The organism is Janibacter sp. YB324, from assembly GCF_014217915.1.
Taxonomy (GTDB): Bacteria; Actinomycetota; Actinomycetes; order Actinomycetales; family Dermatophilaceae; genus Janibacter; species Janibacter indicus.
This window is the reverse complement of the sequence record NZ_CP060120.1, coordinates 3,245,466-3,271,589: the sequence shown is the minus strand read 5'-3', so window position 1 is coordinate 3,271,589 and position 26,124 is coordinate 3,245,466. Positions and strand designations below refer to the sequence as shown.

At 67.3% G+C, this 26,124-nt stretch carries 23 protein-coding genes; 19 read left to right on the top strand and 4 right to left on the bottom strand.

The features are described 5' to 3' along the window. Positions 1-2: 2 nt before the first annotated feature. The 7 genes from H7A72_RS16070 (at position 3) to H7A72_RS16045 (ending at position 8,777) form a co-directional block, all read left to right on the top strand. A complete protein-coding gene (locus H7A72_RS16070) occupies positions 3-2,321 on the top strand; it encodes a DDE-type integrase/transposase/recombinase (protein ID WP_143445518.1) in 2,319 nt (772 codons plus the stop codon). Then, positions 2,318-3,427: a TniB family NTP-binding protein gene (locus H7A72_RS16065; RefSeq protein ID WP_084451129.1), complete on the top strand. Its 1,110-nt coding sequence runs from the start codon at positions 2,318-2,320 to the stop codon at positions 3,425-3,427. The genes H7A72_RS16070 and H7A72_RS16065 overlap by 4 nt, the downstream gene beginning before the upstream one ends. After that, positions 3,424-4,869 carry a TniQ family protein gene (locus tag H7A72_RS16060; RefSeq protein ID WP_084451131.1) on the top strand — a complete coding sequence of 482 codons (1,446 nt, stop codon included), beginning with the start codon at positions 3,424-3,426 and terminating at the stop codon, positions 4,867-4,869. The genes H7A72_RS16065 and H7A72_RS16060 overlap by 4 nt, the downstream gene beginning before the upstream one ends. Next, positions 4,841-6,505: a TniQ family protein gene (locus H7A72_RS16055; RefSeq protein WP_084451133.1), complete on the top strand. Its 1,665-nt coding sequence runs from the start codon at positions 4,841-4,843 to the stop codon at positions 6,503-6,505. Before H7A72_RS16060 ends, H7A72_RS16055 begins: the two co-directional genes overlap by 29 nt. Continuing rightward, on the top strand, positions 6,502-7,317 hold the full coding sequence (locus H7A72_RS16050; protein WP_084451134.1) for an abortive infection family protein: 816 nt from the start codon (positions 6,502-6,504) through the stop codon (positions 7,315-7,317). Before H7A72_RS16055 ends, H7A72_RS16050 begins: the two co-directional genes overlap by 4 nt. Positions 7,318-7,724: 407 nt before the next feature. Next, positions 7,725-8,069 (top strand): DUF6153 family protein, encoded by a 345-nt coding sequence (locus H7A72_RS17295; protein WP_223277693.1) that lies wholly within the window; start codon positions 7,725-7,727, stop codon positions 8,067-8,069. A gap of 90 nt (positions 8,070-8,159) precedes the next feature. Next, positions 8,160-8,777 carry a DUF305 domain-containing protein gene (locus H7A72_RS16045; RefSeq protein WP_185221141.1) on the top strand — a complete coding sequence of 206 codons (618 nt, stop codon included), beginning with the start codon at positions 8,160-8,162 and terminating at the stop codon, positions 8,775-8,777. 866 nt (positions 8,778-9,643) lie between these two features. Here the strand turns inward: H7A72_RS16045 and H7A72_RS16040 are convergent. Together H7A72_RS16040 and H7A72_RS16035 are read right to left on the bottom strand one after the other, a co-directional pair. Then, a complete protein-coding gene (locus H7A72_RS16040; protein ID WP_084453184.1) occupies positions 9,644-10,579 on the bottom strand; it encodes a cation diffusion facilitator family transporter in 936 nt (311 codons plus the stop codon). Further along, positions 10,579-10,956: a helix-turn-helix transcriptional regulator gene (locus H7A72_RS16035; protein WP_084453186.1), complete on the bottom strand. Its 378-nt coding sequence runs from the start codon at positions 10,954-10,956 to the stop codon at positions 10,579-10,581. Before H7A72_RS16035 ends, H7A72_RS16040 begins: the two co-directional genes overlap by 1 nt. A gap of 93 nt (positions 10,957-11,049) precedes the next feature. Between H7A72_RS16035 and H7A72_RS16030 the strand changes: the two genes are divergently transcribed. The 6 genes from H7A72_RS16030 (at position 11,050) to H7A72_RS16005 (ending at position 16,092) form a co-directional block, all read left to right on the top strand. After that, positions 11,050-11,430 carry a helix-turn-helix transcriptional regulator gene (locus tag H7A72_RS16030; protein WP_084453188.1) on the top strand — a complete coding sequence of 127 codons (381 nt, stop codon included), beginning with the start codon at positions 11,050-11,052 and terminating at the stop codon, positions 11,428-11,430. Further along, a complete protein-coding gene (locus H7A72_RS16025; protein ID WP_084453190.1) occupies positions 11,414-13,396 on the top strand; it encodes a cation-translocating P-type ATPase in 1,983 nt (660 codons plus the stop codon). The genes H7A72_RS16030 and H7A72_RS16025 overlap by 17 nt, the downstream gene beginning before the upstream one ends. 26 nt (positions 13,397-13,422) lie before the next feature. Beyond that, complete coding sequence (locus H7A72_RS16020) at positions 13,423-14,037, top strand: thioredoxin domain-containing protein (protein ID WP_223277932.1); 615 nt, start codon at positions 13,423-13,425, stop codon at positions 14,035-14,037. Positions 14,038-14,050: 13 nt separating this feature from the next. Continuing rightward, positions 14,051-14,650 carry a vitamin K epoxide reductase family protein gene (locus tag H7A72_RS16015; protein ID WP_223277691.1) on the top strand — a complete coding sequence of 200 codons (600 nt, stop codon included), beginning with the start codon at positions 14,051-14,053 and terminating at the stop codon, positions 14,648-14,650. Between the two features lie 75 nt (positions 14,651-14,725). After that, positions 14,726-15,319, top strand: coding sequence for a TlpA disulfide reductase family protein (locus H7A72_RS16010; RefSeq protein ID WP_159451243.1), 594 nt, complete (start codon positions 14,726-14,728; stop codon positions 15,317-15,319). Continuing rightward, a complete protein-coding gene (locus H7A72_RS16005) occupies positions 15,316-16,092 on the top strand; it encodes a cytochrome c biogenesis CcdA family protein (protein ID WP_084453198.1) in 777 nt (258 codons plus the stop codon). The genes H7A72_RS16010 and H7A72_RS16005 overlap by 4 nt, the downstream gene beginning before the upstream one ends. Positions 16,093-16,726: 634 nt before the next feature. On the opposite strand, the gene H7A72_RS16000 is transcribed toward H7A72_RS16005, so the two are convergent. After that, the gene (locus H7A72_RS16000; RefSeq protein ID WP_084453212.1) at positions 16,727-17,701 is read right to left on the bottom strand and encodes a YafY family protein; all 975 of its coding nucleotides are present in this window, start codon (positions 17,699-17,701) and stop codon (positions 16,727-16,729) included. 82 nt (positions 17,702-17,783) lie between these two features. Between H7A72_RS16000 and H7A72_RS15995 the strand changes: the two genes are divergently transcribed. From H7A72_RS15995 to H7A72_RS15970, 6 genes are all read left to right on the top strand, one after another. Further along, positions 17,784-18,758 (top strand): ATP-binding cassette domain-containing protein, encoded by a 975-nt coding sequence (locus H7A72_RS15995; protein ID WP_084453214.1) that lies wholly within the window; start codon positions 17,784-17,786, stop codon positions 18,756-18,758. A gap of 94 nt (positions 18,759-18,852) precedes the next feature. Continuing rightward, positions 18,853-19,521 (top strand): ABC transporter permease, encoded by a 669-nt coding sequence (locus H7A72_RS15990; RefSeq protein WP_255494258.1) that lies wholly within the window; start codon positions 18,853-18,855, stop codon positions 19,519-19,521. A 28-nt stretch (positions 19,522-19,549) separates the two neighbouring features. After that, complete coding sequence (locus H7A72_RS15985) at positions 19,550-20,362, top strand: NAD(P)H-binding protein (RefSeq protein WP_084453216.1); 813 nt, start codon at positions 19,550-19,552, stop codon at positions 20,360-20,362. 165 nt (positions 20,363-20,527) lie between these two features. Beyond that, positions 20,528-21,774, top strand: a protein-coding gene (locus H7A72_RS15980) for an IS3 family transposase (protein ID WP_223277690.1) whose coding sequence is annotated in 2 segments (ribosomal slippage) — positions 20,528-20,822 and positions 20,822-21,774 — 1,248 coding nt in all. Because the reading frame shifts where the segments join, the coding sequence is not laid out codon by codon here. Between the two features lie 192 nt (positions 21,775-21,966). After that, entirely contained in the window at positions 21,967-23,091 is a 1,125-nt protein-coding gene (locus H7A72_RS15975) for an IS110 family transposase (protein WP_072626112.1), read from the top strand. Positions 23,092-23,394: 303 nt separating this feature from the next. Further along, on the top strand, positions 23,395-24,519 hold the full coding sequence (locus H7A72_RS15970) for a hypothetical protein (protein ID WP_143445640.1): 1,125 nt from the start codon (positions 23,395-23,397) through the stop codon (positions 24,517-24,519). 125 nt (positions 24,520-24,644) lie between these two features. On the opposite strand, the gene H7A72_RS15965 is transcribed toward H7A72_RS15970, so the two are convergent. Next, on the bottom strand, positions 24,645-25,856 hold the full coding sequence (locus tag H7A72_RS15965; protein ID WP_084453123.1) for an IS256 family transposase: 1,212 nt from the start codon (positions 25,854-25,856) through the stop codon (positions 24,645-24,647). Positions 25,857-26,124: the final 268 nt, after the last annotated feature.

The window sequence follows — 26,124 nt, the reverse complement described above, 5'->3', positions numbered from 1 at the left end:
GCGTGCGTGTCGCGCTGCACGACGGCGCGACCATCCAAGGTGAAGATGGCCGCCCGCTGCTGGTGGTGGGTGTCCGCCCGCTGAGCGTGCGCGTCGAGACCATCCACGGCGAAGTTCTCGACATTCGGTTCGAGGACCTCGAGGTCGCCGTCGGGATGCTCGATGGCCGCGTTGATGCCGTGGCGGGGCCCTTCCGGCACAAGTTCGAGAGCGTCCGTGAGGCCGCGCGCCAGTTGGCGCTCGACCGCGAGGAGATCGTCCTGACCGTCGAGACGGGCTTCGCGCGGGGACATCGTGCCTTGGCGCGCGAGGGTGAGCCCTTCTGGCCGTTCGATCCGGCAGACGGAATCTCGCTGGCTCGCAAGCTCTCGGCGATGGTCGAGCAACTGGCAGCCGAGGATGATCTGGATCGTCAGGCTAGTCGTGACCGTGAGGCAGGTCGCTCGACGCGGCCGGGTCGGATCGGGTCCCCGACCGCCAACGCCATCCGGAACTGGCACCGGGACTACTTCGGGGAACCGGGGGGACTGTTCGAGCTGGTCGATGGCCGCAGCCGGAAGGGCCGGTCGCAGTTCGACTCGTTGGACGAGGAGATCAAGGACGTGTGCAAGGGGGTCGTGGGCCGGTTCGACGGGACGGAGTCCGCAAAGCGGCAGAAGGACATCTACCGCCAGGTCCTGTCCAAGCTCAGTGCGGACGGCTTCGTGATGGAGGAGCTGCCTCGGGACACGCTGCGCAGGTACATCGCGCACGTGGTCAAGCCGTTGGGACGCACGACGCGGGCGCACAAGACGAACAAGCTGCGGACCACTGCCTCGTATTCGTCGTTCGCGACGGTCGGTGTGGGGCAGGTGGTGGCGATCGATGTGACCCGCGCGGACAACTTTTGCTTCGACCCGTTCACCGGGTCCGCGGTCAGCGTGGAGGTGATGACGGCGATCGACCTGGCCAGCCGGGTGATCGTGGGGACGAGGGTCTTCCCCCGCAGCCCGACCGGGTTCGAGGCCGGCCTGCTGCTGGTCGACATCCTGCGGCCCTACAGCCTCGCGGTGGATCCGGCCCGGGTGGATGACTGGCGGTGGGCCGGGGTCCCGGAGCACATCGGGTTGTTCCCGCATGCACTGGCCGAAGCCGAGCGCATCGATGGGCTCGCGGGCCGGCCGTTGGTCGGTGAGCACGGCATCCCCGGTGTGCTGCCGGATGCGATCCGAGCGGATCGGGGCAGTATTTTCACCGGGACGCATTTTCGGGCGTTGTGTCGCCAGTTCGGGATCAACTTGCTGCTCTCCCGTGGTGCGCACCCGACCGACAACGCGGTCATGGAGCGCTTCTGGGAGACCCTGCAGGCCTGTTTCCAGGCCGCGCCTGGGTACAAGGGCCACAACGTATCCGAGCGGGGCTCGAAGGTCGGGCGTATCACCTTGGACAAGGCCGGTCAGCCGGTCTTCCACGGCGGTGCCCCGGCGCTGACGCCGCGGGAATTGGAGCGGCACATCCGGGAGTGGATCGCCACGACGTATCACCGCAGCCCGCACTCCAGCCTGGTGCTGGCCGACAAGAGCATCACCGCCGAGGATGCCCGGATGCGGCTGACCCCACTGGACGTCTACGACAGCCTGATGGCCGCCCAGGGGCGCATCCACGTGCTCCAGCGTGCGGACCTGATCTACGACGCGATGCCCATCCGGTGGGGCCAGATCGGCGCCAACGGCGTCGAGTTCGACGACTTGTACTACGACTGCCGAGAGCTGGATGAGTTCCGCAACGTGCGGGACTGGACCTTCCGCTCACCTGACCAGACCGGGCACACCGGTGATCGGCGTGCCTGGGCCGGAGCGAAGGCGGCGCCGTTCTACTACGACCCTCGGGATGTCTCGGCGTACTGGCTGCGTCACCCCGACACCGACCGGATCATCCGGGTGCCGTGGCGCCGGGAGCACGAGTTGCGGGCACCGATGACCGGGGTGACGTTGCGGCATGCGAAAGGCCTGATGAAGAAGCGCGGCGCCTACCGGGACCTCTCCCGCGACGGCATCGAGGAAGAGGTCCTGACCACCCTGAACACGGCTGACGGGTACGACCGGTTGCGGGGGGACCCGGACCTGGCGGACTGGCACGGCAACATGCTCACCGCCGCCGCCATGCGCTCGGGCCAGTCCAAGCACGACCACGGCGAGGCGGCCTCCGCCGCCGGCGGTCGCACCCCATCGACCGGCGGAGCGCCACGCCCGCGGTCGCGCCCCGCACCGCCGGCGAAGACGACCAGGGCGCCCTGGGAGACCGACGCCGCCGACTGGTCGAACTTGGAGGAGCAAGAATGAAGGCCGACCTGCTGCACTCCCTGGCCTTCACTCCGCCGATCGGGCCACCGCCGATGATCACCACCCGCGAGGCCAACTGCATGTCCGGCGAGGAGCGACGCGCCCGTGCGAGCGAGGTGCGCCGCTTCCTGGCGGGCCGCTACTTCGACTCCGACCGCGACCGCGGCATCCGGCAGCGCCTGACTGCCCTGATCGAGGGCAACGCGCAGTCGCTGACCGGGACCAAGGACGTGGCGATCGTGACCGGCGACAACGTTCTGGGCAAGTCCACGATGCTCTACCAAGTCGCCTTCGAGGCGCACCGACGCCTGGTCGCCCCGCACACCGACCCTGATGTCCGTCCCGTGACCACCGCCCGCACCATCACCGGACGCAGGGTCGAGAACCTCGAGGTCGACCACGTGCCCGTCCTCTTCCTGTCCCTGGCGGCCGGCACGACGGTGGCGAAGTTCAACGCGCAGATCGTCCAGGCCTTGGGCTACCCGCCCGGTGTCGAGAAACGCGTGCGCTACCTCGATCTCCTTGAACGACACGGTGTCCGCCTGCTGATCGTGGACGACCTGCACCTGCTGAAAACCTCACTGAAACTGGGCCGCGAGGCGCTGGACCACCTCAAAGCCGTGGTCACCGCTGTCGGCGAGCTCGGGGCTACCGTCATCCTCGCCGGCGCGAATCTGCACACACATCCGGTCATGGACGACCCGCAGGTGACCGGGCGGGCCTACGAGATCCCCGTCGCGCCCTATTCGGGCACCACGAAGGCCGACAGGCTGGCCTTCCAACAGTTCCTGCGTGAGTGTGCGAAGCACGCCCAGCCCTACCTTCCGGCCGGTCGGCCCGACCACATCTGGAAGGAACTGCCACACATCTGGCTCGAACGCAGCGCCGGCTACCACCGCGACCTGCTCCAGCTGCTGCGCGACGCCACGACCGCCGCCATCGAGGACGGAACCTGGGCCATCACCGAGAAGCACCTCGCCGGCGTCACGCTGGCTGCGCGAGCCGAACGACGAAACGCAGACGCTCACGCCACGCGGCGGCGAGCGACCGCCCCGGTCGGTGACCCTTCGGCTACCGCTGCCCCAAGGTCAGGAGCCTCGGCATGACCGAGCCAGCGCCGCCGCCGCTGCCCGCTCGTCCAGACCTGCGACCCGGCGAGGACATCGCGGCCCTTCTGGCGCGCACCGCCAGCGCGAACCACACCACCGTCCGCGAGCTGACCGGCCTGCAGGTCCACTCGCGGGTCTGGGAAGAGCCCCCGGATGACCTGCTGCACCGCGTCGCGGCACTCACCTCGACCGCCGTGGACGAGCTGAGGCCAGCGACCCTGCGTGGCGCCTACCCGGGGATGGCGCCGGAGCGAGCCCGCACCGGCCGGCGGTATGCCGGTCAACCCGCCACTTGCCCCCAGTGCCAGATTGCGACCGTCGCCGCGCGGCTGAACATTGTCGTGCTGTGCCCCAACTGCGGCTGCTTCCTGCACGACGCCTACTTCCCGCACCCCAGCCACCCGGGACCCGACATCGAGGCGGTCCACCGTGAGATGCTCGCCACCCTCTGCTCAGCCGGTGAGTCTCAGCGTGCTCGAGACCGGCTGACGCGACTCGAATCTCTGATGGCCGGTCTCGAGCACGCGTTGTGGACCAACTGGCCCCCACTCCTACCCGGAGAGTCCACCCTCTGGCGTGAGGCCGTGGTGGATTTCCTGCGCTGGGGGCTGCAACCGGGCCGGGTCGTTGCCAGGCCGCCGTACATCAGCGCGACGACCCTGGCGCTGACCTGGGCCGCTTCCGCCACACAGGCCGCGGCCCGTGACCTCGCCGACCAGATCGCCATCATGGGCGACCCGTGGTTGCCCGCCAGGGACCTGGTGCCGCGATGGCCCGACGCTCACACGGGGTGCGAGGCCGTGCTCTCCCTGATCCTGGACCACGGCATCCACGTCGGGCACATCCCTACGACCATGCGCCGCAACCACGACCTCCTCGTGCTGCCCGAAGCGACCCGCACCATCCGCACCGCCGAGGCAGTCGCCCTGACCTCACTCGTCGCCCAGGCCCGGAACAGCGACCTCTCGATCCGCGACATCCACACGCTGCACGCAGCCACGATCAACCCTCAGGTGGCCCGGCTCGCCGAGCACATCACCGAAGACGTGGACACCTACCGCCGCCTGGCGGCCCACCTGGCCTTCCTCCTCGAAGAAGGGCTGCCGCCGCTGGCGCAGCGTCGCGAGGCGCTGCGCAACGTCAAGATGATTCCCCACGGCGTCATCGAAGAGCTGCCGGCCGCTGCGGCGCACACGCCCGATGCCGGGAGGCTGGCAGCGGCTTGGGTGTGGCTGGATGCCACCCTCGGGCGTCCGGCTGGTGGACCACATGCCCAGATGGCCCCTCGGCTGCTGTTGGCCTTCGACCACGACATGAACCCCGAAGGCCGACTGCTCCTGCGCGACTGGTGGCAGCACCACCTGCAGCTCAGCGCCACGGTCGCCGTCGACGCCCTCCCGCGACTAGGCCGTGATCACGGTGAGCGTCGTGTCTCCTGACCCCGGCCGCAACCTGCCGGCCCGCCCGACCCTGCACGCCGGCCAAGCCCTGGACTGCTACCTCGAGCACGCCGCCGACGCCAACCACATACCGGCGGCCACGGTCATGCGCGCCATCACCGACGCGTGCGACACCACCCGCTACGTGCTGCTGCGCCCCACCCCCCGCACCCTCGAGGTCCTCTCGGGCCTGACCGGCCAGTCGACCGCGGCGCTGACCGCGGCGACGCTCGCCGCCGTCGACGGGACGCTGCTGGACCTGTCCGGTCTCGACCCGCACCACCAGCCCAGCTACCGCGCCGTCGCCGCCCGAGGCTGGGCACCCGGTCAAGGCACCCAGATCTGTCCCCGCTGCCTCGCCGAGACCGGCACCTGGGACATCTCGTGGCGAATCCCCACCACCACCGTCTGCCTCCGCCACGGCTGCTACCTGCTCTCGACGTGCCCGGGCTGCCAGCGGCCCTTCCGCGCCACCAGATCCACGCTCCTGCGCCCGATCGGCGCAAAGACCCGCTGTGGCAATGCCCTGGGTCGACGCGGCCATTACTGCCCAACGGACCTCAGCACGCTCCCGATGGAGCCGGCCGACCCCGGCTGCGTCGACCGGCAAGCACGTACCCAGGCCCAGTCGCTGGTGGCGCGACCACCCCAGGTCTTCGGTGAAGGCACCACGGCCCGCCGGTTCATGGCGGACGTCCATGGCCTGACCGCCCTGCTGCTGCACATCGCCACCGCCACCACCCGTCCCGGCCTGCTGCCCGAATGGGCGGGACAGGTCCACGCTGCGACCCATACACAGCAGCGGGCACCCCGATGGGGCCTGAAACTACCCGCGGACATCTCCACCCGATCCCAGGCGCTGACTACGACTGCGGACATCCTCACCAGTAGCGGCATCGAGGAGGCCGTCACGCGCTTCGCGCCGTGGGTGGAGGCGATCCCGCGCACCCCGGACGGTTTGCTGGGCTGGGTCGGCGACCACACCCGGCACACCAGCTCCACGACCCGCCTGGTCATGGCCACACATGCGCCACGCCGGCGCCTCTCGCGCCTACTCGACGCGACGCCGCCGCTGACGGTCTCCACCCGGCAGATCCCCCAGGTCCTGCCGGTCGAGCTCTACGAGGAGCACTTGGGCATTCTGTTCACCTCCCGACCCGAAACCGTCCAGCTGTTCGCTTCCCTGACCATGGCCCTCACCCACCCCGGCATCACCACCTGGGCCGCGGCCGCACAAGCCCTCGGACTGCCTCCAGATCTCGGATCGCGGTGCGCCGCAGCCGCCGCGGCCAGCCAGACCGCTTCACCCGCGGCCGTCCTCGAGGCCATAACCGCCGCCGCGGGCGATCTCGACCGGCGGGATTACCGAGCCCTGGAAGACCAGGTCCATGCCCTCGCCGCATCGACCTCGTGGTTCATCGCCTGGGCACGTAGATACCGGCCAGGCACCCGGGCCTCAAACTGGTCTCTGGCCGTGCAGTGGCTATGGGTCAAGGCGGCCCATGCCCACCCGGGGACCGCGCCTCTGGCAGATCCAGCACGAATGCGGAGATTCTCCGCCACCCTCAGTACCGCGCAACAGGTCAGCCTGCGACAGGTCCTAGACCAGCCCACATCAGAAGCGGAGAGTCCATGAGCCCACGCAGCGCCGCGCCGATCACCGACGACGTCATCGCCGCGATCGCAAAGTTCTTTCACGGCGGAGCCGGACCCAGTCACAGCGAGATCAGCCGAGTGCTCACCGGCACCGGCTACAGCGACGACTACACCTATGACCCCGACGTTCAAGGGCCCAACAAGGAGAAGCGTGTCCTGCGGGGCCTAGCTCTGGCCAAGCGACAACCTGCCCGGGCTCGGGAGCTCGTCGACGGCCTGCTGTCCCTGCTGCGCGTCAACGGCCTGATCGGTGAAGGCGCGGCAGGTGAGGACGTCGACCGCCTCCGGCGAGCTCTCGGGTCCGCCGGTTGGCGCCTCACCCAAGAGGGCCATGTTCATCCGTTCGGCCAGGTCGACCTGGACACCGGGGGCAGGGCCGCTCTCGACGAACAGGTCGACCGGCTACGCCGCTCCACCAGCGATCCGGCGCTGCTGATCGGGACGGCCAAGGAGCTGCTGGAGTCCGTCTCGAAGTTCGTCCTTGAAGAGACGGGCTTCCCGGTCAACGAGAAGATGGACTACAACCAGCTGTGGCACCTCGCCCGCGAACGCCTCGGTGTCCTGCCCCAGCAGGTTGACCCGAACGTCCCAGGCGCCAACGCGATCCGCGCGATCCACCAGTCAACCTGGAACATCGCCGACCAGATCAACGCGCTACGCAACCTCCAAGGCACCGGCCACGGACGGACCCTGCCATCAGGGGTATCTGAAGATCTCGCGATGCTCGTCGTCCGCGAAGCCGCCACCGTCGCCGACTACATGCTCGCCAGACTCGAACGCGAGAAGGGATGACCGCCAGCTCGACCCGCCCTGGGGCGGCCGCACGTCCCTGTCAACGCTGCTCGAGGTCTGACGGTGCGCGCGAGACCCCAGCCCACAGGGCATCCAGATGGTCGCGACTTGTCCCACGACGAGGTTGGGGACGCGGTAGCACGCACCGTCCCGGCCTTGCAATAGCTAACGAGCGCAATTACACCGTCTCTGGCATGGACCTGCGGAGGCTGCGCGAACAAACCGACGAGGCCGTTCACGCGACGATCGAGCAGGCTGGGTAGACCACCGCAGCCAGCGCCTGACATCTCACGGCAGGGTGACTCATAGACTGTGGGTCATGGGCCCTCGACTGCCGAGCCCGCGCGCGGGCTGGTCGCGCGCTTCAGCCTCGATGGGGCCTGCTGATTCTGGGGCTGGTCACCGCGGTGGTCGCCGGCATCCTTGCCATGCACGGATTCTCCGTCGGCCATCAGATGCCGGGCGAGGCGTCCACACAGCAAGTGGAGGCGAGCGCGGGTCACCCCACGCACCTTGACCCAGCGAGCTCGGGCGCACATTCATGTCCGTCCCCCGGCTGCGACGAGCACGGCGCGATGGCCGCGATGTGCTTGTTCATGCTGCTGTGGCTGGTGCCCCTCGTGCCACGGCGTGGTGGCTCCTCGTGGCGATGGCAGCCCCCGTGGGTGACCTGGCTCGCTGCCCAGTCGCCGCCCCCACCGGGGCACCTGTCACGCGTGTCGTTGATTCGGCTGTGCATCATCCGAACGTGAGCAGGCGTCTCGCGTCCGAGCACGCCACACGGCGTCGCCGGACGCAGTCCTGCCCGATCAACGACACCAGACAAGGAATCGCGATTTCGCATGCGCAAGAACACCATCACCAAGACATTGGCGACCGCCGCGGCAGCCACCCTCATCGTCAGTGGCTGCTCCCAAGGCAGTAGCAGCCACGACTCCCACGGCGGCAGCGAGAGCGGCAGTAGCCAGGCGTCGGCACAGTTCAACGACGCCGACGTCACCTACGCCGAAGGCATGATCATGCATCACCAGCAGGCCGTGGAGATGTCCGACATCATCCTCGACAAGTCCGGGGTCAACCCCGACGTGGTGGAGATGGCCAAACAGATCAAGAAGGCCCAAGGGCCAGAGATCAAGGAGATGCAGACCTGGCTCAAGGACTGGGGTCAGGACGACTCGGGCCACGAGGGCCACGGTGGCGACTCCGGCTCCGGAGACGAGATGAGCCATGACGGCATGGTCAGCCCCGAGGACATCAAGAAGCTCAAGGCAGCCGACGGCGAACAAGCCTCTACGCTGTTCCTCGACCAGATGATCGAGCACCACCAAGGCGCCGTGAAGATGGCCAAGGACCACCGCCAGGACGGGGAGAACCCCGACGCGGTGGAGCTGTCCAAGAACGTCATCAGCGACCAGAACGCCGAGATCAAGGAGATGCGGACCTTGCGCTCCTCGCTCTGATTTCTCGCAACGGGCCCTGATCGACACCAGTTCACGCACCCCCAACGATCAGCCGACGCAGTCTGCTCCTGGTCGGCATCGGGTCGGCGTGTCAGTGACGGACTAGACGCCCCACACGGACCGCGAGATGCTCACGAAGCGCACAGAGGTCCTGCAGGCGGCCCGGTGCTCAAGGACCACCGTCGGTTGCCTGTTGCGTGTTCCGCATGCGGCCCACGAAGGGCACGAATCTGCCTACGCGAGCGGCGTAGGCAAGGAAGTCCGGACCATGTGCCTTCAAGAGGTAGGGCTCCTCGACGGCTCTGACTTGGAGCTCCATCCCTGCGATGAGGGCCATCAGTGCGGCAGCCGATATGGCGTTGGGCGTCATGATTAGTACGCCCGCCATGGCCAGAACCATGGTGGAGAAGATCGGTTGCGAACGGCCGCGAAGGCCCCTGTGGTCACCAAGCCGGTTCGTTCGGACGGGTCCACTCCGATGCGCCACGAATCTCCCATCGCCTGCTGCGCTGCCAACACGAGGGCCGGCCCGATCACGGCCAGCCCAAGGCCGAGCCACCAGGCCCAGCGAGGCATTGCGATCGTTGAAGCGGGAACGAGCAGCGACAAGAATGGTCCAGCCGCCCCAAGGATGAGCGCGCCGGCGAACAGCCACACACCCAGACGGCCAGCCTTGCTGCTGTCCGAAGCGATCCGACGGATCCCGGGGTCCCCGGTCCGCCGGTGGTGCTGCAAGGTCCTCACCCCGAATGTCAGCGCGAGGCCGATGAGGTAGACGGTGAGCGCTATGAGTGCCTTCGCATCTGGGGATGTCGTCATGTCGGGTGCTTCCCATCGATTCGAGCGGACTGTCGGGAGGACTCGTTCTAGAAGTGCTCAACCCCGGTGCAGGTGCGTTCTCGCACTGCTGTCGTCTCCATCTGGATGGTGGCGTGCTCGAAGGAGACGGGGAAGTGCTCCTTCAGGCAGGATCGGATCTGCTCGAGGATCTGCGGTGCGTGGCCGGATTCGAAGCAGTCGTCGTCGATGACGACGTGCGCGGAGACGACTGGCAGGCCGGTGCCGATCGTGGAGGCGTGCAGATCGTGGACCTCGTGGACGTGGTCCAGCTCGAGGATGTGGGCTCTCACCGCGTCCAGATCGACGTCCTTCGGGGTGAACTCCATCAGCACTCTCACGGTCTCACGCAGGAGGCGGTAGGCGCGGGGCAGGATCAGGGCTGCGATGAACAGGCCGGCGATGGTGTCCGCTCGCTGGAAGCCGGTCGTGGCGATGACGATGGCAGCCACGATCACCCCGAGGGAGCCCAGGGCGTCGTTGAGCACTTCGAGGAAAGCTGCGCGCATGTTGAAGTTCGCGTCACGACTGGAGGACAGGACCACCATGGCGGCGATGTTGGCCGCCAGTCCGATGATGCCGAAGAACAGGAGCTCCTTGCCCTGGACCTCGGCAGGTTCAAGCAGTCGGCGCAGTCCTTCGACGGCTGCGTAGGAGCCGACCACGAGCAACAGGAGTGCCTGTCCTAGTGCGGCGACGACCTCGATCCGGGCAAACCCCCAGGTGCGCTTGCTGCTGGGTGGGCGCAGCATCATCGTGGCGGCGATGACCGCTACCAGCAGACCGGTCGAGTCCGAGAGGGCGTGAGCGGTGTCGGTCAGCAGCGCCAGGCTGCCGGTGATGACACTCCCGATCGCCTGGGTTAGGACGATGAGCGCAGTGATGCCGAAGGCGATCAGGAGCCGGTTGCGCAGACCTCGGTCCGCTCGCCCGTCCGTCGGGCCGTGGTGGTGATCGGCTGCCATCACAGCTCCTCGGTGGCCAACTGGTCGTGGTCGTGGTGATCGCGAAGCGACAATGACGCTCCGGACGCTGCGAGCAGTGCATCCGCGCTCTCGAGCAGGTCGGACAGTCGCGAAGGATCGGCCAGCGAGAACCACGACGCGCGGCCCTCGGCCCGCACGGTCACCAGTCCGCAGTCGCGCAGGCACGCCAAGTGCTTGCTTACGGTCGATTGCGCGAGGTGCATGTGCTCCACGAGGTCCCGGACGCGGTGCTCGCCGCTGGCGAGATGTGTGAGCAGAGCCAGGCGGGTGGGTTCGGCCAAGGCGTGGAACAACGCAGCAGAGGCGTCAGGCACCTCAATCGCTGTCGGACCTTCGCTTCTATCATTGATCGTCATATGACGATGCTATCACCAAATGGCGATGCAGGCTTGCGGTGGCCCCGTTGCCCTGCGGATCTCTTGGGTCAGCGGTCGATGTATAGTCAGTGCATGCTGAACAGTGCCGCTCGTCTGGACGTACTCAATCGGCTGGGGAGGGCAATGGCGGACCCGACTCGGGCGCGGATCCTGATGTCGCTGCTGCAGGCGCCCGGTTATCCGGCCCAATTGGCGCGCGACCTCGATCTGAGCCGTACGAATGTCTCGAACCATCTGGCCTGTCTGCGTGGCTGCGGGATCGTCGTCACTGTCACGGAAGGGCGCCGCACCCGATACGAGATCGCCGACGCGCACCTGACGCGCGCTTTGGAGTCGTTGATGGAGGTGGTCCTGGCGGTCGACGACGGGGTCCCCTGCGTGGACGAGGACTGTGACGTGCCGCTGTGCTGCGGGAGCGCGCCTCGTCCCGTCGCCGATGAGCAGGTGGTCTGACGTGAGTGATGCGTGCTGTGGCACCGACGAGCCCGTGATCGAAGAACTCGCACCCTGGTGGCGTGATCGTGCCCTGGCGCTGCCGCTCGTCGCGGGCGTGCTGTGGCTGACCGGTCTGCTTCTGGAGCTCGCCGGCGCCGAAGACCCTGCCGTGGTCGCCTACGTGCTCGGGTTGGCGGCTGGCGCTTGGACGTTCGCTCCGGCAGCGGTGCGGCAGCTGATCACGGGCCGAGGGGCTGGCCGGTTGGGCGTGGGGCTGCTCATGACGATCGCCGCCACGGGTGCCGTGCTGCTAGGGCACGTGGGTGAGGCCGCCGCGTTGGCCTTCCTGTTCTCCATTGCCGAGGCGCTCGAGGACCGCGCCATGGATCGAGCTCGGCACGGGCTGCGGGCGTTGTTGTCCCTGATCCCCGAGACCGCGGTGGTCTCGCGAGCGGGAACGAACGAGAGCATCCCGGCCGAGCAGGTCCGTCGGGGCGATGTCCTCGTCGTCGGCGCCGGCGACCGGGTCAGCACCGACGGCAGCGTCGAGGCCGGGCACTCGTGGTTGGACACCTCGGCGATCACCGGTGAGTCGATCCCCCTCGAGGTTGCTCCCGGTGACGCGGTGGCGGCCGGGTCGGTCAACACCTCGGGAACGTTGCGCATCAGGGCGGTCGCCGACGGGCGCGACAACTCCTTGACCCAGATGGTTGAACTGGTCGAGCAGGCTCACGCGGACAAGGGTGAACGCGCCCGTCTGGCCGACCGGATCGCCCGACCCCTCGTGCCGCTGGTCCTGCTCGCCGCAGCACTGATCGCCGCCTTCGGGTTCGTGATCGGTGACCCGCAGACGTGGATCGAGCGGGCCCTGGTGGTGCTGGTCGCAGCCTCACCCTGCGCGCTGGCGATCGCGGTCCCGGTCACGGTGATCTCGGCGATCGGCTCGGCCAGCAAATTCGGGGTGATCATCAAGTCCGGGGCCGCCTTCGAGCAGCTCGGCACGATCCGCGCGGTCGCCTTCGACAAGACAGGCACCTTGACCCGCAACGAGCCCCGGGTGGTAACCACTCACCCGGCCAGCGGTCACACCGACGCCGAGGTGCTTGCCCTGGCAGCGGCACTTGAGGCTGCCAGCAGCCACCCGCTGGCTGCAGCCGTGGTCGCCGCCTCACCGGACCGGCCCGAAGCGAGCAACGTCCAGGAGCACGCCGGACACGGCCTGACCGGGCTGGTCGGCGGACGCCGGGTGCGCGTGGGCAGCCCCCGTTGGGTCGCCCCCAAGGACCTGACCGCGCAGGCCGGCGCCATGGCCGACGAGGGCATGAGCCTCGTGGTGGTCGAGGTCAACGACCGTGCGTGCGGCGTGATCGGCATCCGCGACGAGCTGCGCCCCGAGGCAGCCCAGGCCATCGCGGACCTGCACCAGCAGGGCGTGTCCACAATGATGCTCACCGGCGACAACACCCGCACGGCCCAGGCATTGGCCAGCGAAGCGGGCATTCGACACGTCTACGCAGAGACCCTGCCTCAGGACAAGGCCGAGCACATCCGAGGCTCGAAGAAAACGAGCCCGACGGCGATGATCGGCGATGGCATCAACGACGCGCCTGCACTGGCCTCGGCCACCGTGGGTATCGCCATGGGCGCCAGCGGGTCCGCGGCTGCGATCGAGTCCGCCGACGTCGCCTTCACCGGCCACGACCTGCGCCTGCTACCCCAGGCTCTCGCGCACGCCCGCCGCGGGCGGGCGATCATGACCCAGAACGTCGTGCTGTCCGTGGCCCTGATCGCCATCCTCTTCCCACTGGCCCTGTTCGGCGTGCTGGGCCTGGCCGCGGTCGTGCTGGTCCACGAGATCGCTGAGGTCGTCGTCATCGGCAACGGGCTCCGAGCCATCCGCACCGAGCGCCCCTCCCAGCCAGAGGACAGGAACAGTGCATACCCTGCGCGCAGCCAGCGCCTTTCGACGATGGGAACCCGATGAGCAAGAGCCTGAAGCTGTCCATGGCCATGATCGTGGCGGTGCTCGTGGCCCTGGTCGCCGCGGTGACGTTCAGCCGCGCCGGTGACGAAGCGACACCCAGCGACTCCGGCAACGGGACGTCCGAGCCGCTGGTGCGCGAGGACAGCCCCCGCCTGACCTCCGGCAAGGAAGCGACATTCGTGGAGTACCTCGACTTCGAGTGCGAGGCCTGCGGTGCAGCCCACCCCGTCATGACGGACCTGCGGGAGAAGTACGGCGATGACGTGACCTTCGTCGTGCGATACCTCCCCCTGCACGGCAACTCGATGAACGCGGCCCTGGCCGCCGAGGCCGCCCGTGAGCAGGGTGAGTTCGAGGCCATGCACGACCAACTCTTCGAGACCCAAGGCGAGTGGAGCCACTCGGAGTCCTCCAAGGCAAAGACGTTCGAGGGGTACGCCAAGGACCTGGGTCTGGACATGGAGCAGTACCGCGCGGACGTGAAGGACCCGGCCATCAAGAAGCGCATCGAGCAGAGCACGCAAGACGCGCAGGAGCTGGGCGTGACCGGTACACCAACGTTCTTCCTCGACGGGGAGAAGATCGAACCGTCCACCATCGGTGACTTCGAGACCAAGCTTGATGCCGCGATCGAAGACTGACCCGGCCACGGGGATGCCCGCACCGGCGACCAGCGCACGTGGACTCGGCCGCCTGCACCTCATCGGGGGCCTGGTCGGGCTGGTCTGCGCTGTCGTGCTGCTGGTGGAGAAGTTCGAGCTGCTCAAGAACCCGGACTACGTCCCTACCTGCAGCATCAACCCGATCCTCTCCTGCGGCTCCATCATGTCCACCCCACAGGCCGACGCCTTCGGCATCCCCAACCCCATCATCGGAGTCGCCGGGTTCGCCGCTCTGGCCACGCTCGGAGCGGTCCTGACCACCGGAGTCAGCCTCCCCCGATGGCTGTGGCTGGCCACTCAGGCAGCAGTGACCCTCGCGGTGGTCTTCATCCACTGGCTGATCTACCAGAGCCTCTACGTCATCGGCGCGCTGTGCCCGTACTGCATGGTGGTGTGGGTCGTGACCATCGCGGTCTTCGCGTACACCACCGTCCACAACCTCCAGCGACTTCGAGACAGAGCCACTCCCCGCGGACAGCGCACCCTCGCCGCCCTGACGGAGTTCCGCGGAGCGATCGTGACCGGCTGGTGCCTCGTGATCACCGTCCTCATCGCCATCAGGTTCTGGGACTACTGGGTCACGCTCCTGTAGCAGCCGACCATGGGCGAGTGCACCGCTGAAGCCAACAACGAGGACCTTGGACCGACCATCAGGAGCATGACCCGCATGACTGCCCTCCGTCCCACCCGCCGCGCCGTGGTCGCGACCGCTAGCACCCTCGCCGTCGCCGCGATCACCGGATGTTCCGCCGACTCCGGCGCTTCGGAGGCGGCCCCGGATGCCGGTTACCGCGCTGGGGACGGCAGCGTGACCCTCTTCGACACCGACGAACGCGGCGAACCCGTCGAGCTCGCTGGTGACACCTTGGACGGTGAGACCTGGGACAGCGCCGACCACCGAGGCAAGGTCGTCGTGGTCAACGTCTGGGCCAGCTGGTGCGGCCCGTGCGCCAAGGAGGCCCCGCACCTCGTCGAGCTCAACAAGGAGCTGAATGAGAAGGAAGTCGAGCTCGTCGGGATCAACTACCGCGAGTCCTCAGTGGCGACCGGCCGGTCCCAGGCCAGGACGTGGGGCTTCACCTGGCCCTCGATCTATGACAAGAGCGGGTCGACCGCCATCGACATGCAGGGCAAAATGACCACCCAACCCTCGACCGCTGTCCTCGACCGCGAGGGCCGCATCGCCGCCGTCGTCCTCGGGGCAACCACCCAGTCGACCCTCCAGGGCCTGGTCGAAGACGCCCTCGCCGAAGGCGCATGACCACTGCACTCCCGTCCCTCACCGGGCTGTCTTCCTCGCTGAGCGACCAGGTAACCGACGGAGCCCTCCCCCTCGCGGTGCTCGTCGCCGCCCTCGCCGGGCTCGTCTCCTTCGCGACCCCGTGCGTGCTGCCGCTCGTGCCGGGCTACCTCGGCTACGTCACCGGCCTGTCCGACGTAGCCCTCGAGGAGCGCAGCCGCGGCCGCATGATCCTCGGCACCCTAATGTTCATCCTCGGCTTCACGGCCGTCTTCATCCTTGCGTCGATGTTCGTTGCGACCGCCGGGCAGATCTTCGTCGAGCACCGAGTGCTGCTCATGCGCCTCGGTGGCGTGCTCGTGATCCTCATGGCCCTGGTCTTCCTCGGTGCTGGCAAGCAGCGGACCTTCCGCCTTCCGATTAAGCCCGCAACAGGCCTGGCCGGGGCGCCGGTCCTCGGCGCCGTCTTCGGCCTGGGCTGGGCTCCATGCATGGGCCCGACCCTCGCAGCCGTCCTCGCGCTCAACCTCACCGCGGAGGCGTCAATGACGCGGGCGGTGACCCTCGCCGTCGCCTACTGCCTGGGGCTCGGCCTGCCCTTCCTTCTTATCGCCGCCGCCTACGAACGGTGGGCTCCGGTCTCGACCTGGCTGCAGCGCCAGCAGCGTGCGATCCAAGTCGCAGGAGCTGGGCTGCTCATCATCGTTGGTCTCCTGCTGCTCACCGGAGGCTGGGACTCCATGACGCAGTGGCTGCAGACCCGCCTCATCAGCAACTGGGAAGTGCCCCTCTGACGGACGAGAGTCAACGACCGCTCGGGGCATGGCCGTCCACGGTCTGAGGTCCGGCCCAAGGCAAGCGCGATGAGCATGGGGTCAGTCCCTACTTTGCACAGCTGAGCCAATCAGGGGCGATCCGTGCAGAGTGGGCCGCGTGTCGTGTGCAATCTGCGCTGCATCTCGACATCTGATGTCGAGAAGCGCCCTAAATTAGAGCAAGTCGACTTCTATCTAAGATTCGAGGATCCGAGGGCACTAGGACGCCAGACTTCTGGTGCTCGGACGCCGCGCGGGCAGGGGGCTACTGCCGACCGCGTCTCCCTCGGTCTGCTTGCGGTACTGAAGCTCGAGTGGGGGGAGCGCTTGGCTGGCCGTAGTTGGGCGGCTGTTAGTCACCGCTGGGTGAGGCTGGGTCGTCGTCGACCTGGCGGTCTGTCGCGTTCACGGTTGAGATTCGTCGCTCGGCCGACCCTTATCGACAATGGCGTTCAACTGGACTTTCGGGCGGATCGTCTCAGCCTCGTCGGCCGCAGCGCGCTGCAAGTCTCCACTAGCTGTAGTGACCGGACACGTTGATCGAGCGATCTGGCATTCTCTGGCAGCCCGAACCCCTCGCATCGTGTTCCGCTGTTGTCCGCACGGGAGGGCTTCAGGAGCTGACTCCGTCTGGCTCGGTGGCGATGGCAAGCCTTGTTGCCCAGCCCCTCGCGTGGACGATGGCCTCCTCCGGGCCGTCGATGGTGAATGGGGCACCGATCGCCACCAAGGCAAATGTGGCCCAGTCCAAGTCTGTGGCTGCGATGACAACGAGGCAGGTAATTGGGTCGATCGGGGTGGCGGTGCCCCACTCTCCGAGCGCGCGTTGGGCTGCCTGTGCGGGGGTCTGGATGGTGGCGGTGAGGTTGTGGACCACCGGGGCGCTCATCACGCTCGTGCGCACATATTCGGCCGGATCAGCCACTGGCAGCTGGCGCGGCGCAAAAGTCTCCCTCGTGCGCTTGGGCTTCGCGATCCGGTCCATGCGGAAGGTACGCCAGTCTGAACGCTGCAGGTCGTAGGCGACCAAGTACAGGCGCTGGTGCAGGGAGACCACGTGATGGGGTTGCGTCGTGCGCTGTGATCGGTTGCCGTGTGCATCTGTGTAGACGAACTCAACGGTCTCGTGGTCGCGCGCTGCCAACGACAGCGTCGTGAGCGCAACTGTGTCAACAGTTGGCGGGATTCCATAGGGGCCGGGCAAGGTGGCGACGTGTCGGAGGGAGTCAATGCGTCGGCGAATCTTGGTGGGCAGGACTTGGACGATCTTGGACAGGGCAGTCACGGCAGCGCCCGACTCGGTGGAGTGGGCGCCAGTGGCTGCGTCCTTCAATGCCAGGACCACGGCGGCCGCCTCGTCCTCGCTGAGCACCAAAGGCGGTAGACACCCCCCGGGCGCAAGTTGGTAGCCGCCTCCTGTCCCTCTGGTCGTGACGATCGGGTAGCCCAGTTCCACCAAGCTCTCGACATCGCGTCGCAGTGTCCGAGGGCTGACCCCCAGACGTTCAGCCAACTCCTCGCCGGACCAATGACGTCGGCTCTGGAGGAGCGCGAGAAGCTCCAGCACCCGTGCACTGATCGTCGACATGCCACGATGCTACGAGGTCTTGTGGTCATATTTCGTCCACATGGGTCGCTTGGATGAACACATGGTTCACCACTCACCACCCATGATCTCCGTCGATGGCTTGCGCCGCGTCTTCGCCGCCCGCGGCGGGGAGGACGTAGTCGCAGTTGACGACATTTCCCTGTCGGTGCCCCAAGGCGAGACCGTCGCAATCCTCGGCCCCAACGGCGCTGGCAAATCGACGCTGATTCGGATGCTCACCACGTTGCTCCCACCATCGGCAGGCAGCGCCCGCGTTGCTGGCTGCGATGTCGTCAGGGCGGCCAGTCGTGTGCGCTCAGTGATCGGCTACGTCGGTCAAGGCAACAGCGCAGGACATGCACAGCGCGCCAAGGACGAGGTCATCAGTCAGGCCAGGATCTACGGCGCCAGCCGTGACCAGGCAAGCCGGCGTGCTGATGAACTGTTCACCACCTTCGATCTCCAAGGCATGGAGCAGCGACGCACGCGCGAGATGTCGGGAGGCCAGCGCCGCCGCCTCGACCTGGCCATGGGGCTGGTCCACAACCCGCGCCTGCTGTTCCTCGATGAACCCACCACCGGCCTCGACCCCCAGAACCGCGCCTACCTGTGGGAGCACATCCGTCGGCTCCGAGAAGACACCGGAATGACGGTCGTCCTCACCACGCACTATCTCGACGAGGCAGACGCCATGGCCGAACGCATCATCATCGTGGATCACGGGCGCATCCTGGCCGACGGGTCCGCCCGGGAACTCAAGGATCGCCACGTCGGCAGCCACGTCACCTTGGTCACCAGCGACCAACCTTCCGCGCATGTGCTGGCTGCGCACCTGGGCGAGGCCCAAGAAGTGCTGCACGCCTCCGCGAGCGGTTGCACCGTGCGCGCCCACGTCACGGATACCCGCTCGTCCATGCCCCATCTGCTCACCCTGGCCGCAGGCCACGGGATCACCGTCACCCGGGCACACGGCGAGGAATCCAGCCTCGACGATGTCTTCCTCACCTTGACCGGGCGCAGCTTGCGCGACACCGCCACCACCAAGGAGTCCGCATGACCACCATCAGCACGTCTCGGCGAAGCATCGCCACCGATACCCTCTTGGTCGCTGCCCGCGAGCTCAAGCCCGTGGCGAGCGACCCCTCTCCCTGGTGGTCGGACTCGTCCAACCCCTGTTCTTCCTGCTCCTGTTCGGCCCCTTGCTGAACACCGAAGGCGGACCCTCATGGAGTTGGTTCGTGCCCGGTGTCCTGGTGATGATCGCCTTGTTCGGTACCGCTGGGGCAGGCTCGAACCTGCAGATGGACCTCGTCAGCGGAACCCACGAACGCCTCTTGGTCACCCCACTGGCACGACCGGCCCTCTTCCTGGGCGAATCCCTCAAGGAGTTCACACCGCTGACCGCCCAAGCACTGGTGATCATCCTGGTCATGGTGCCCTTCGGATTCAGGCCCAGCCCCGCAGGCGCCCTCATTGGCCTACTCCTCCTGGGAATCCTCGGCCTCGGGATCGGATCACTCAGCTACGCGCTGGCCCTGGCGGTCCGCGAGCAGGACTGGCTGTTCTGGACCGTGCACCAGACCTTGCTCTTCCCGCTGATGATCCTGTCCGGAATGCTCCTGCCCCTCGACGCCGCACCCCAGTGGATGCGGGCACTGGCCACGGCCAACCCCCTCACCCACGTGGTCAACGCCGAACGCGACCTGTTCGCGGGACAACTGGCCACTACCAACGTCGGCTGGGGCTTCGCCGCGGCTCTCCTAACCGCCGCAATCGGCGCCCTCGTCGGGATCCGCTCTCTGAACCGCAGCACCACCTAGCCAACCCATCGCGAAAGGACACACCAGCATGAACATCCTCGTCACCGGCGCCACGGGCCGCATCGGCAGCCACCTCGTCCACCAACTCCTGTCCGAGGGTCACCACGTCCGCGCCCTCACACGGCATCCTGATCAGGCCCAACTTCCCAAGGACGTGGAGGTCGTCCAAGGTGACCTCACCGACACCGACTCGCTGCGCCGCCCGCTTCGCGAAATCGAGGCAGTCCACCTCATCACCTTTGGAGGAGACTACGGCGAACCCCTCGCCAACGGCGCCGACATCATCGCCCTCGCGATGCAAGCAGGCGTCCAACGAGCAAGTGTCCTCGCAGGCTGGGCACCCACCAGCATCGAAGAGGCCCTCGAGGACAGTTTTCTGGCCTGGAGTCGAGTCGAACCAGTCGAAGTCATGTACAACACCACCGACTGGTCCGAAGAGATCAGAGACCGCAACACGGTGTCCACCTTGGCCACCTACCCGAGCGCCATCGTCCACGAGGCAGACATCGCCGATGTCCTCGCCTGTGTCATCACCCAAGACGGACACGCAGGGCAGAACTACCGAGTCACCGGCCCAGAGGCCCTCACGCCGGCCAAACGGACCGAAATCCTGTCCCAGGCAATCGGCCGCCCAATCCGTCACGTCCAGCTCACAGAGGACCAAGAGCGGGCACGACTGGCAACACATGGCCTCGGCGATGACTACGTCGAGTTCGGCATCCAACTCGCCACCAACCCACCTGAAGGAGCCGGGCACGTCCTGGACACCGCCCCCCGACTCACAAAGCACGCCGGACGGACCTTCGAAGAATGGGCACGCACGCACGCCGCCACCTGGTGACCATCAACGACGCCCCCGCGCACCAGCCAAGACTTGCTCAGCCCACCGGACGCGGGCGGCAGCTTCAAGGCCGCCGCCCCCTTGACCTTGGAGCACCAACGTCGCACCTGGATCTGAACCGCCCCGGCGTGTCCGGAGGCTCCGTTCCTTGGGAAGGATGGAGTCATGTCAGGGAGTACATCGAAGAGGTATCCGGCCGAGCTGCGTGAGCGGGCGGTACGGATGGTCGCCGAGGTCCGGGCCGAGCACGAGTCGGAGTGGGCCGCGATGAGCCGGGTCGCCGAGCTGCTGGGGGTGGGCACACCGGAAACGGTGCGCAAGTGGTGTCGCCAGGCGCAGGTGGACGCCGGCCAGCGCCCGGGGGTCACGTCCGAGGAGTCGGCAGAGCTGAAGCGGCTGAAGCGGGAGAACGCCGAGCTCAAACGCGCGAACGCGATCCTCAAGAGCGCGTCGGCTTTTTTCGCGGCCGAACTCGACCGGCCACAGCGCTGATCGTGCGCTACATCGACGAGCACGTCGGTCAGCAGCACGAGGACGCCGACGGGCAGGGTCTGCGATGGGGTGTCGAGTCGATCTGCGCCGCGCTCACCGAGCTCGGCTGCATGATCGCCCCCGCGACCTACTACGAGCACCGAGGCCGCCAGCCGAGCGCCCAGCAGGTGCGCGACGAGGAGCTGAAGCCGATGATCGAGCAGGTCCACGCGGCCAATTACGGCGTCTACGGCGCACGGAAAGTGTGGCTGACGCTCAACCGTCAGCGGGCAGCCGACGCATCGCCGATCGCGCGCTGCACCGTCGAGCGGCTCATGGGCGAGCTTGGGCTGGCAGGCGCGGTGCGCGGGAAGGTCAAGCGCACCACGATCAGCGACCCGAAGGCCCCGAAACCGCTTGACTTGGTCGATCGCAACTTCGAGCCGTTGGCGCCGGACCGGCTGTGGGTGGCCGACTTCACGTACTGCTCGACGTGGTCGGGCTGGTGTTACACCGCCTTTGTCATCGACGCCTACGCCCGGCGGATCCTGGGCTGGTCGGTGTCGACCACGATGACCAGCCAGCTCGTCCTGGACGCAGTCGAGCAGGCCATCTGGACCCGCGGCCGCGAAGATCGTGGCGGTGACCTGACCGGCCTGATCGCCCACCACGACCACGGCGCGCAGTACATGTCCGTGGCCTACTCCGAACGGCTCGACACCGCGGGAATCAAGCCCTCGACCGGCCTCGTCGGCTCGTCGCACGACAACGCGCTGGCCGAGTCGATCATCGGGCTCTACAAGACCGAGCTGGTCAAGCGACAGCGGCCGTGGAAGGGCTTCGACGACCTCGAGATCGCCACCGCCGAGTGGGTCGACTGGTACAACTGTGAGACTGCTCAGGCATCCGCTGGCCAGGGTCTGACCCCTGGTTACAACTGACCCGTCCCCTTGGACGGTGTCCTTCGAGTGGACCTGTCGACCCTGAGCCGGCGGATGCGTCCCGGTGATCAGACCGGCCGGGCAGTGACCTGATAGAAGCCTGATCTGACTTGGTCTCGTCACAGTTCTGTCCCGCTCCGGCCGGTCCGTTCGCTGTCCCGCACCGATCAGTGGAGGCCAGCAGTGAGCATCATGACGAATACGAGCCCATCACATCCACGCGGACGCATCGAGGCACCTGGCCTCATCGTCGGCGTCGACACCCACAAGGACTTCCACGTGGCCGCAGCCGTGGATGAGCGCGGTGCTCTACTCGAGATCGCTCGCTTCAGTGCCACACGGACCGGATATGACCGCCTCGCACTGTGGGCCGAGGGCCTGCGCCGACAGGTCACTGGCCAGGTGGCGGACGTTGCCCTGACGTACGCCATCGAAGGCACAAGCTCGTATGGGGCCGGACTGGTCGCGGCCCTGCGCCCCACGGGCGTCACGATCCATGAGGTCGCCCGCCCCAACCGGCGAGACCGTCGCCTGCGCGGCAAGACGGACGCCTTCGACGCGGAGAACGCCGCCCGTGCCGTGCTGGCCGGGACTGTCACCGCAACCGCGAAGACCGCGGACGGGAACATTGAGATGATCCGCGTCATCAAGTGCGCCAAGCACGCCGCGGTCAAAGCCCGGGCCGCCACGATGATCAGCCTGCGGCACCTGATCGTCACCGCTCCTGCCGATCTGCGCGAGCAACTCGAGCCGCTGACCAAGATGGCCCTGCTGCGCCGCTGCGCAGGGCTCAGGCCAGGCGAGGTCGATGACCCCACCGCCGCGACGAAGTATGCGCTGCGCGCGATGGCTCGCCGGTGGCTCTACCTCAGCGAGGAGATCACTAAGCACGAAGCGCAGCTGGACCGGTTGACCACCGCGGTCGCTCCCCAGCTCCGCGAGGGGTGCGGCATCGGCCCCGACGCGGCCGCCGAGCTCCTCACAGTCATCGGCGACAACGTCGCCAGGGTCACCAGTGAGGCCGCCCTGGCCAAACTATGCGGCGTCAACCCCATCCCAGCCTCTTCCGGCCGGACCAACCGTCACCGACTCAACCGAGGTGGACACCGGCAGGCCAACGCAGCGCTCTACCGCATCGTCATCGTCCGCATGAGGCTCGACGAGCGCACCAAGACCTACGTGACCCGACGAACGGCCGAGGGCAAGACCAAATCCGAGATCATCCGATGCCTCAAACGACACCTCATCCGAGAGATCTGGCGCACCACCCGACACCTACGGACCCAAGAGCAAACCGCCCCAGCCGCCGCTGCTTGACGCATATAGAAGCGTCCACCGCCGACCCCACGAGTACTGCGACGACCTCACCCCAGTGCAGGCCGAGCAGGCTCACTACGCTCACCACCAGGCCCCAGCAACCGCTGGAGTCTCAAACTAGAAGGTCTCCGGACACACCGGGGCGGTTCAGCCGACTACTTCTTCAGTGACGGGCCCGGGGTGGCGGGCGTTGTGGTTGCGCTTGCTGACGCGTCCTATGAGACAGCCCATGACCAGCGGACACCGGGATGACCGAGGGCCAAGCATCGCCGAAGTCGGTGGACTGCGTTTGACTGGTGGACCATGAGCTTCCCGGATGATCCCTGGTACCTGACCCAGCGAGCAAACGATGCCGAGGAGTTGACGAGGGCCCACAACCAACGCCGGGAAAACAGCAGCGGCAAGACGCTAATCGACGGCATTTACCATCCACACCTGGTCGACGGTCCCGGTACCTCGCCCATCGAGGCTGGTACCGGCGCCCTCGGGCAAACGTATCTGACCGCAATCGCCGGATTCTTGACCTATGTCTCGATGCCTCGACTCGATCTAGCCTACGAGCGGTCGGGACCGCTAGCGCCCCCCAAGTTCGAAGCCTACGGCGAAGACTTCGACTGGTCCGGAGCCCACTTTCCCAGCGAGCCCGACTGGCCAAAATGGGGCAGAAATTTGGGTTCGGGTCGCGTCGCCATTCGCGACTTCCGCCTGGCTGTGGACCCGGGAGATTCTGCGCCCAAGGACGCTTCGGAAGCAGTGCAGGCGGCGATCGGCGACTGGTGGCGCCTCGCGAAGGTGTGGATCGAGATCCTCACGTCCCAAGACCTTGAAGGGGCCGACAGGTTCCATTGGTCGACCGGCTCGCTGCACCTGCTCTACCGCGATCGTCTAGGCGGCGCTTGGACCACTGAGCTGCGCAGGTCGTCTCTCCGCCAGTCATGGCGGCCCAGCATGGGGTTCGGAGCGAGTGGCAGTCTCTCGTCGGCCTTTCATGCTGCTGGCTGCGGTCATGCCCCGCCGCTCGAGTGGCAGCTACTCCGCGAGGCTCTTCGGGCGTTCGAGATTGGCCAGTATCGCCGTGTCCTCATCGAGGCGGGCATCGCGGCCGAGGTGGCTCTCACCGAGTACCTCACCCGAGTTCGCCGGATGCCCAAAGCGGGCAAGCCGACCCTTGGCACGCTTGTGACAGAGGAGGAGGCCGCTGGTGATTCCAGCATCCTGCCTGCGAGATTCCGGGAGTCCGTTCTGACGGCACGCAACCAAGTCATCCATCACCGTCTGTTCCCCACGGACGACGACGCCGTGGCCGCATTCCAACTCACCGTCGACCTTCTTGAGAGGGCGTCGCCGCGCGACCGCCTGGCCGAGCCGTACGGGCTCACCGTCCGCGAAGACCCGCCCTTCGACTCGCGGGTACAGACAGGCCGCTAGCCCAGAGCTTGCAGGGGCCACTGACGGCAAGGGCACCCAGTCGATGCGGTTAGTCGCCAGCCATCTGACATGGGTCAAGTCCGGTGACGTGGTGTACGACAGGGTGATCCTTCGTCGTTGGCGGGTCAGGCCGTGGTGGTCTGAAGGGCTGGTGCGTTCACCTCCTCGTCGGTGGCGGTGTTGGCGGCCTGTGATCGGGCGAGGACGTCGAGTCCGAGGTAGCGGCGCCCTTCGGCCCATTCGTCGTGCTGCTCGGCCAGGACGGCCCCGACGAGCCGGATGACGGATGCGCGGTCGGGGAAGATCCCGACGACGTCGGTGCGTCGGCGGATCTCGCGGTTGAGGCGTTCGTTGGGGTTGTTCGACCAGATCTGACGCCAGATCTCCTTGGGGAACGCGGTGAAGGCGAGGATGTCGGCGCGGGCGCCGTCGAGGTGGTCGGCCACGGCGGGGAGCTTTTCGGCCAGCGCGTCGACGACGCGGTCGAACTGGGCGTGGACCGCATCAGCGTCGGGCTGGTCGTAGATCGAGTGCAGCAGCGCCTTGACCCAGCCCCAGCTGGATTTCGGGGTCGCGGACATCAGGTTCGCGGCGTAGTGGGTGCGGCACCGCTGCCACGCGGCACCGGCCATAGTGGCGGCGATCGCCGCGGTCAGTCCGCGGTGAGCGTCGCTGGTGACGAGCCGGACACCGGACAGGCCGCGGGCGGTGAGGTCGCGGAAGAACGCCAGCCACCCGGCGCCGTCCTCGCTGGTGGTGACCTGGATGCCGAGGATCTCGCGGTGTCCGTCGGCGTTGACGCCGGTCGCGATGAGCGCGTGTACCGGCACGACGCGGCCACCCTCGCGGACCTTGAGGACCAGTGCATCGGCGGCCACGAACGTGAACGGCCCGGCCTCGGCCAGGGAGCGGGTGCGGAACTGCTCGACGTGGGCGTCGAGCTCCTTAGCCATCTCAGAGACCTGGGACTTCGACAGGCTGGTGATGCCCAGCGAGGCCACCAGCTTGTCCATCCGACGCGTGCTGACTCCGAGCAGGTAGCAGGTCGCCACCACACTGGTCAGCGCCCGCTCGGCGCGCTTCCTGCGTTCGAGGAGCCACTCGGGGAAGTAGGACCCCTGACGGAGCTTGGGGATCGCGACGTCCAGGGTGCCGGCGCGGGTGTCGAAGTCGCGGTACCGGTAGCCGTTACGACGGTTGACCCGGTCCGGGGTACTCGTGCCGTACTCGGCACCACAGACCGCGTCGGCCTCAGCCGACAGCAGCGTGTTGATGAACGTGGCGAGGAGCTCGCGCAGCAGATCGGGGCTCGCCTGGGCGAGCTGTTCCTCGAGCAGGGTCGATACTGGTGTTGACGGTCATCGTCGTGTCCTTCTTCGAGTCGGTTGTAGGAGATCACTCGAAGGATCACGCGGTGGCCGTCACTGCTTCTACAGCGACACGCTCACCGGGAGCCGTACACAGAGATGATGGATTCGGCTCCGGCGCCGGCGTGACCCGAAATTACACGGACGCCGTTCGCGGCTGTCTTTTTGTGGATCTGTCCGTCGACGCCGGGGTCGCTGCGGGCCGGGCGGGTACATGACTTGATAGGAGCCTGACCGG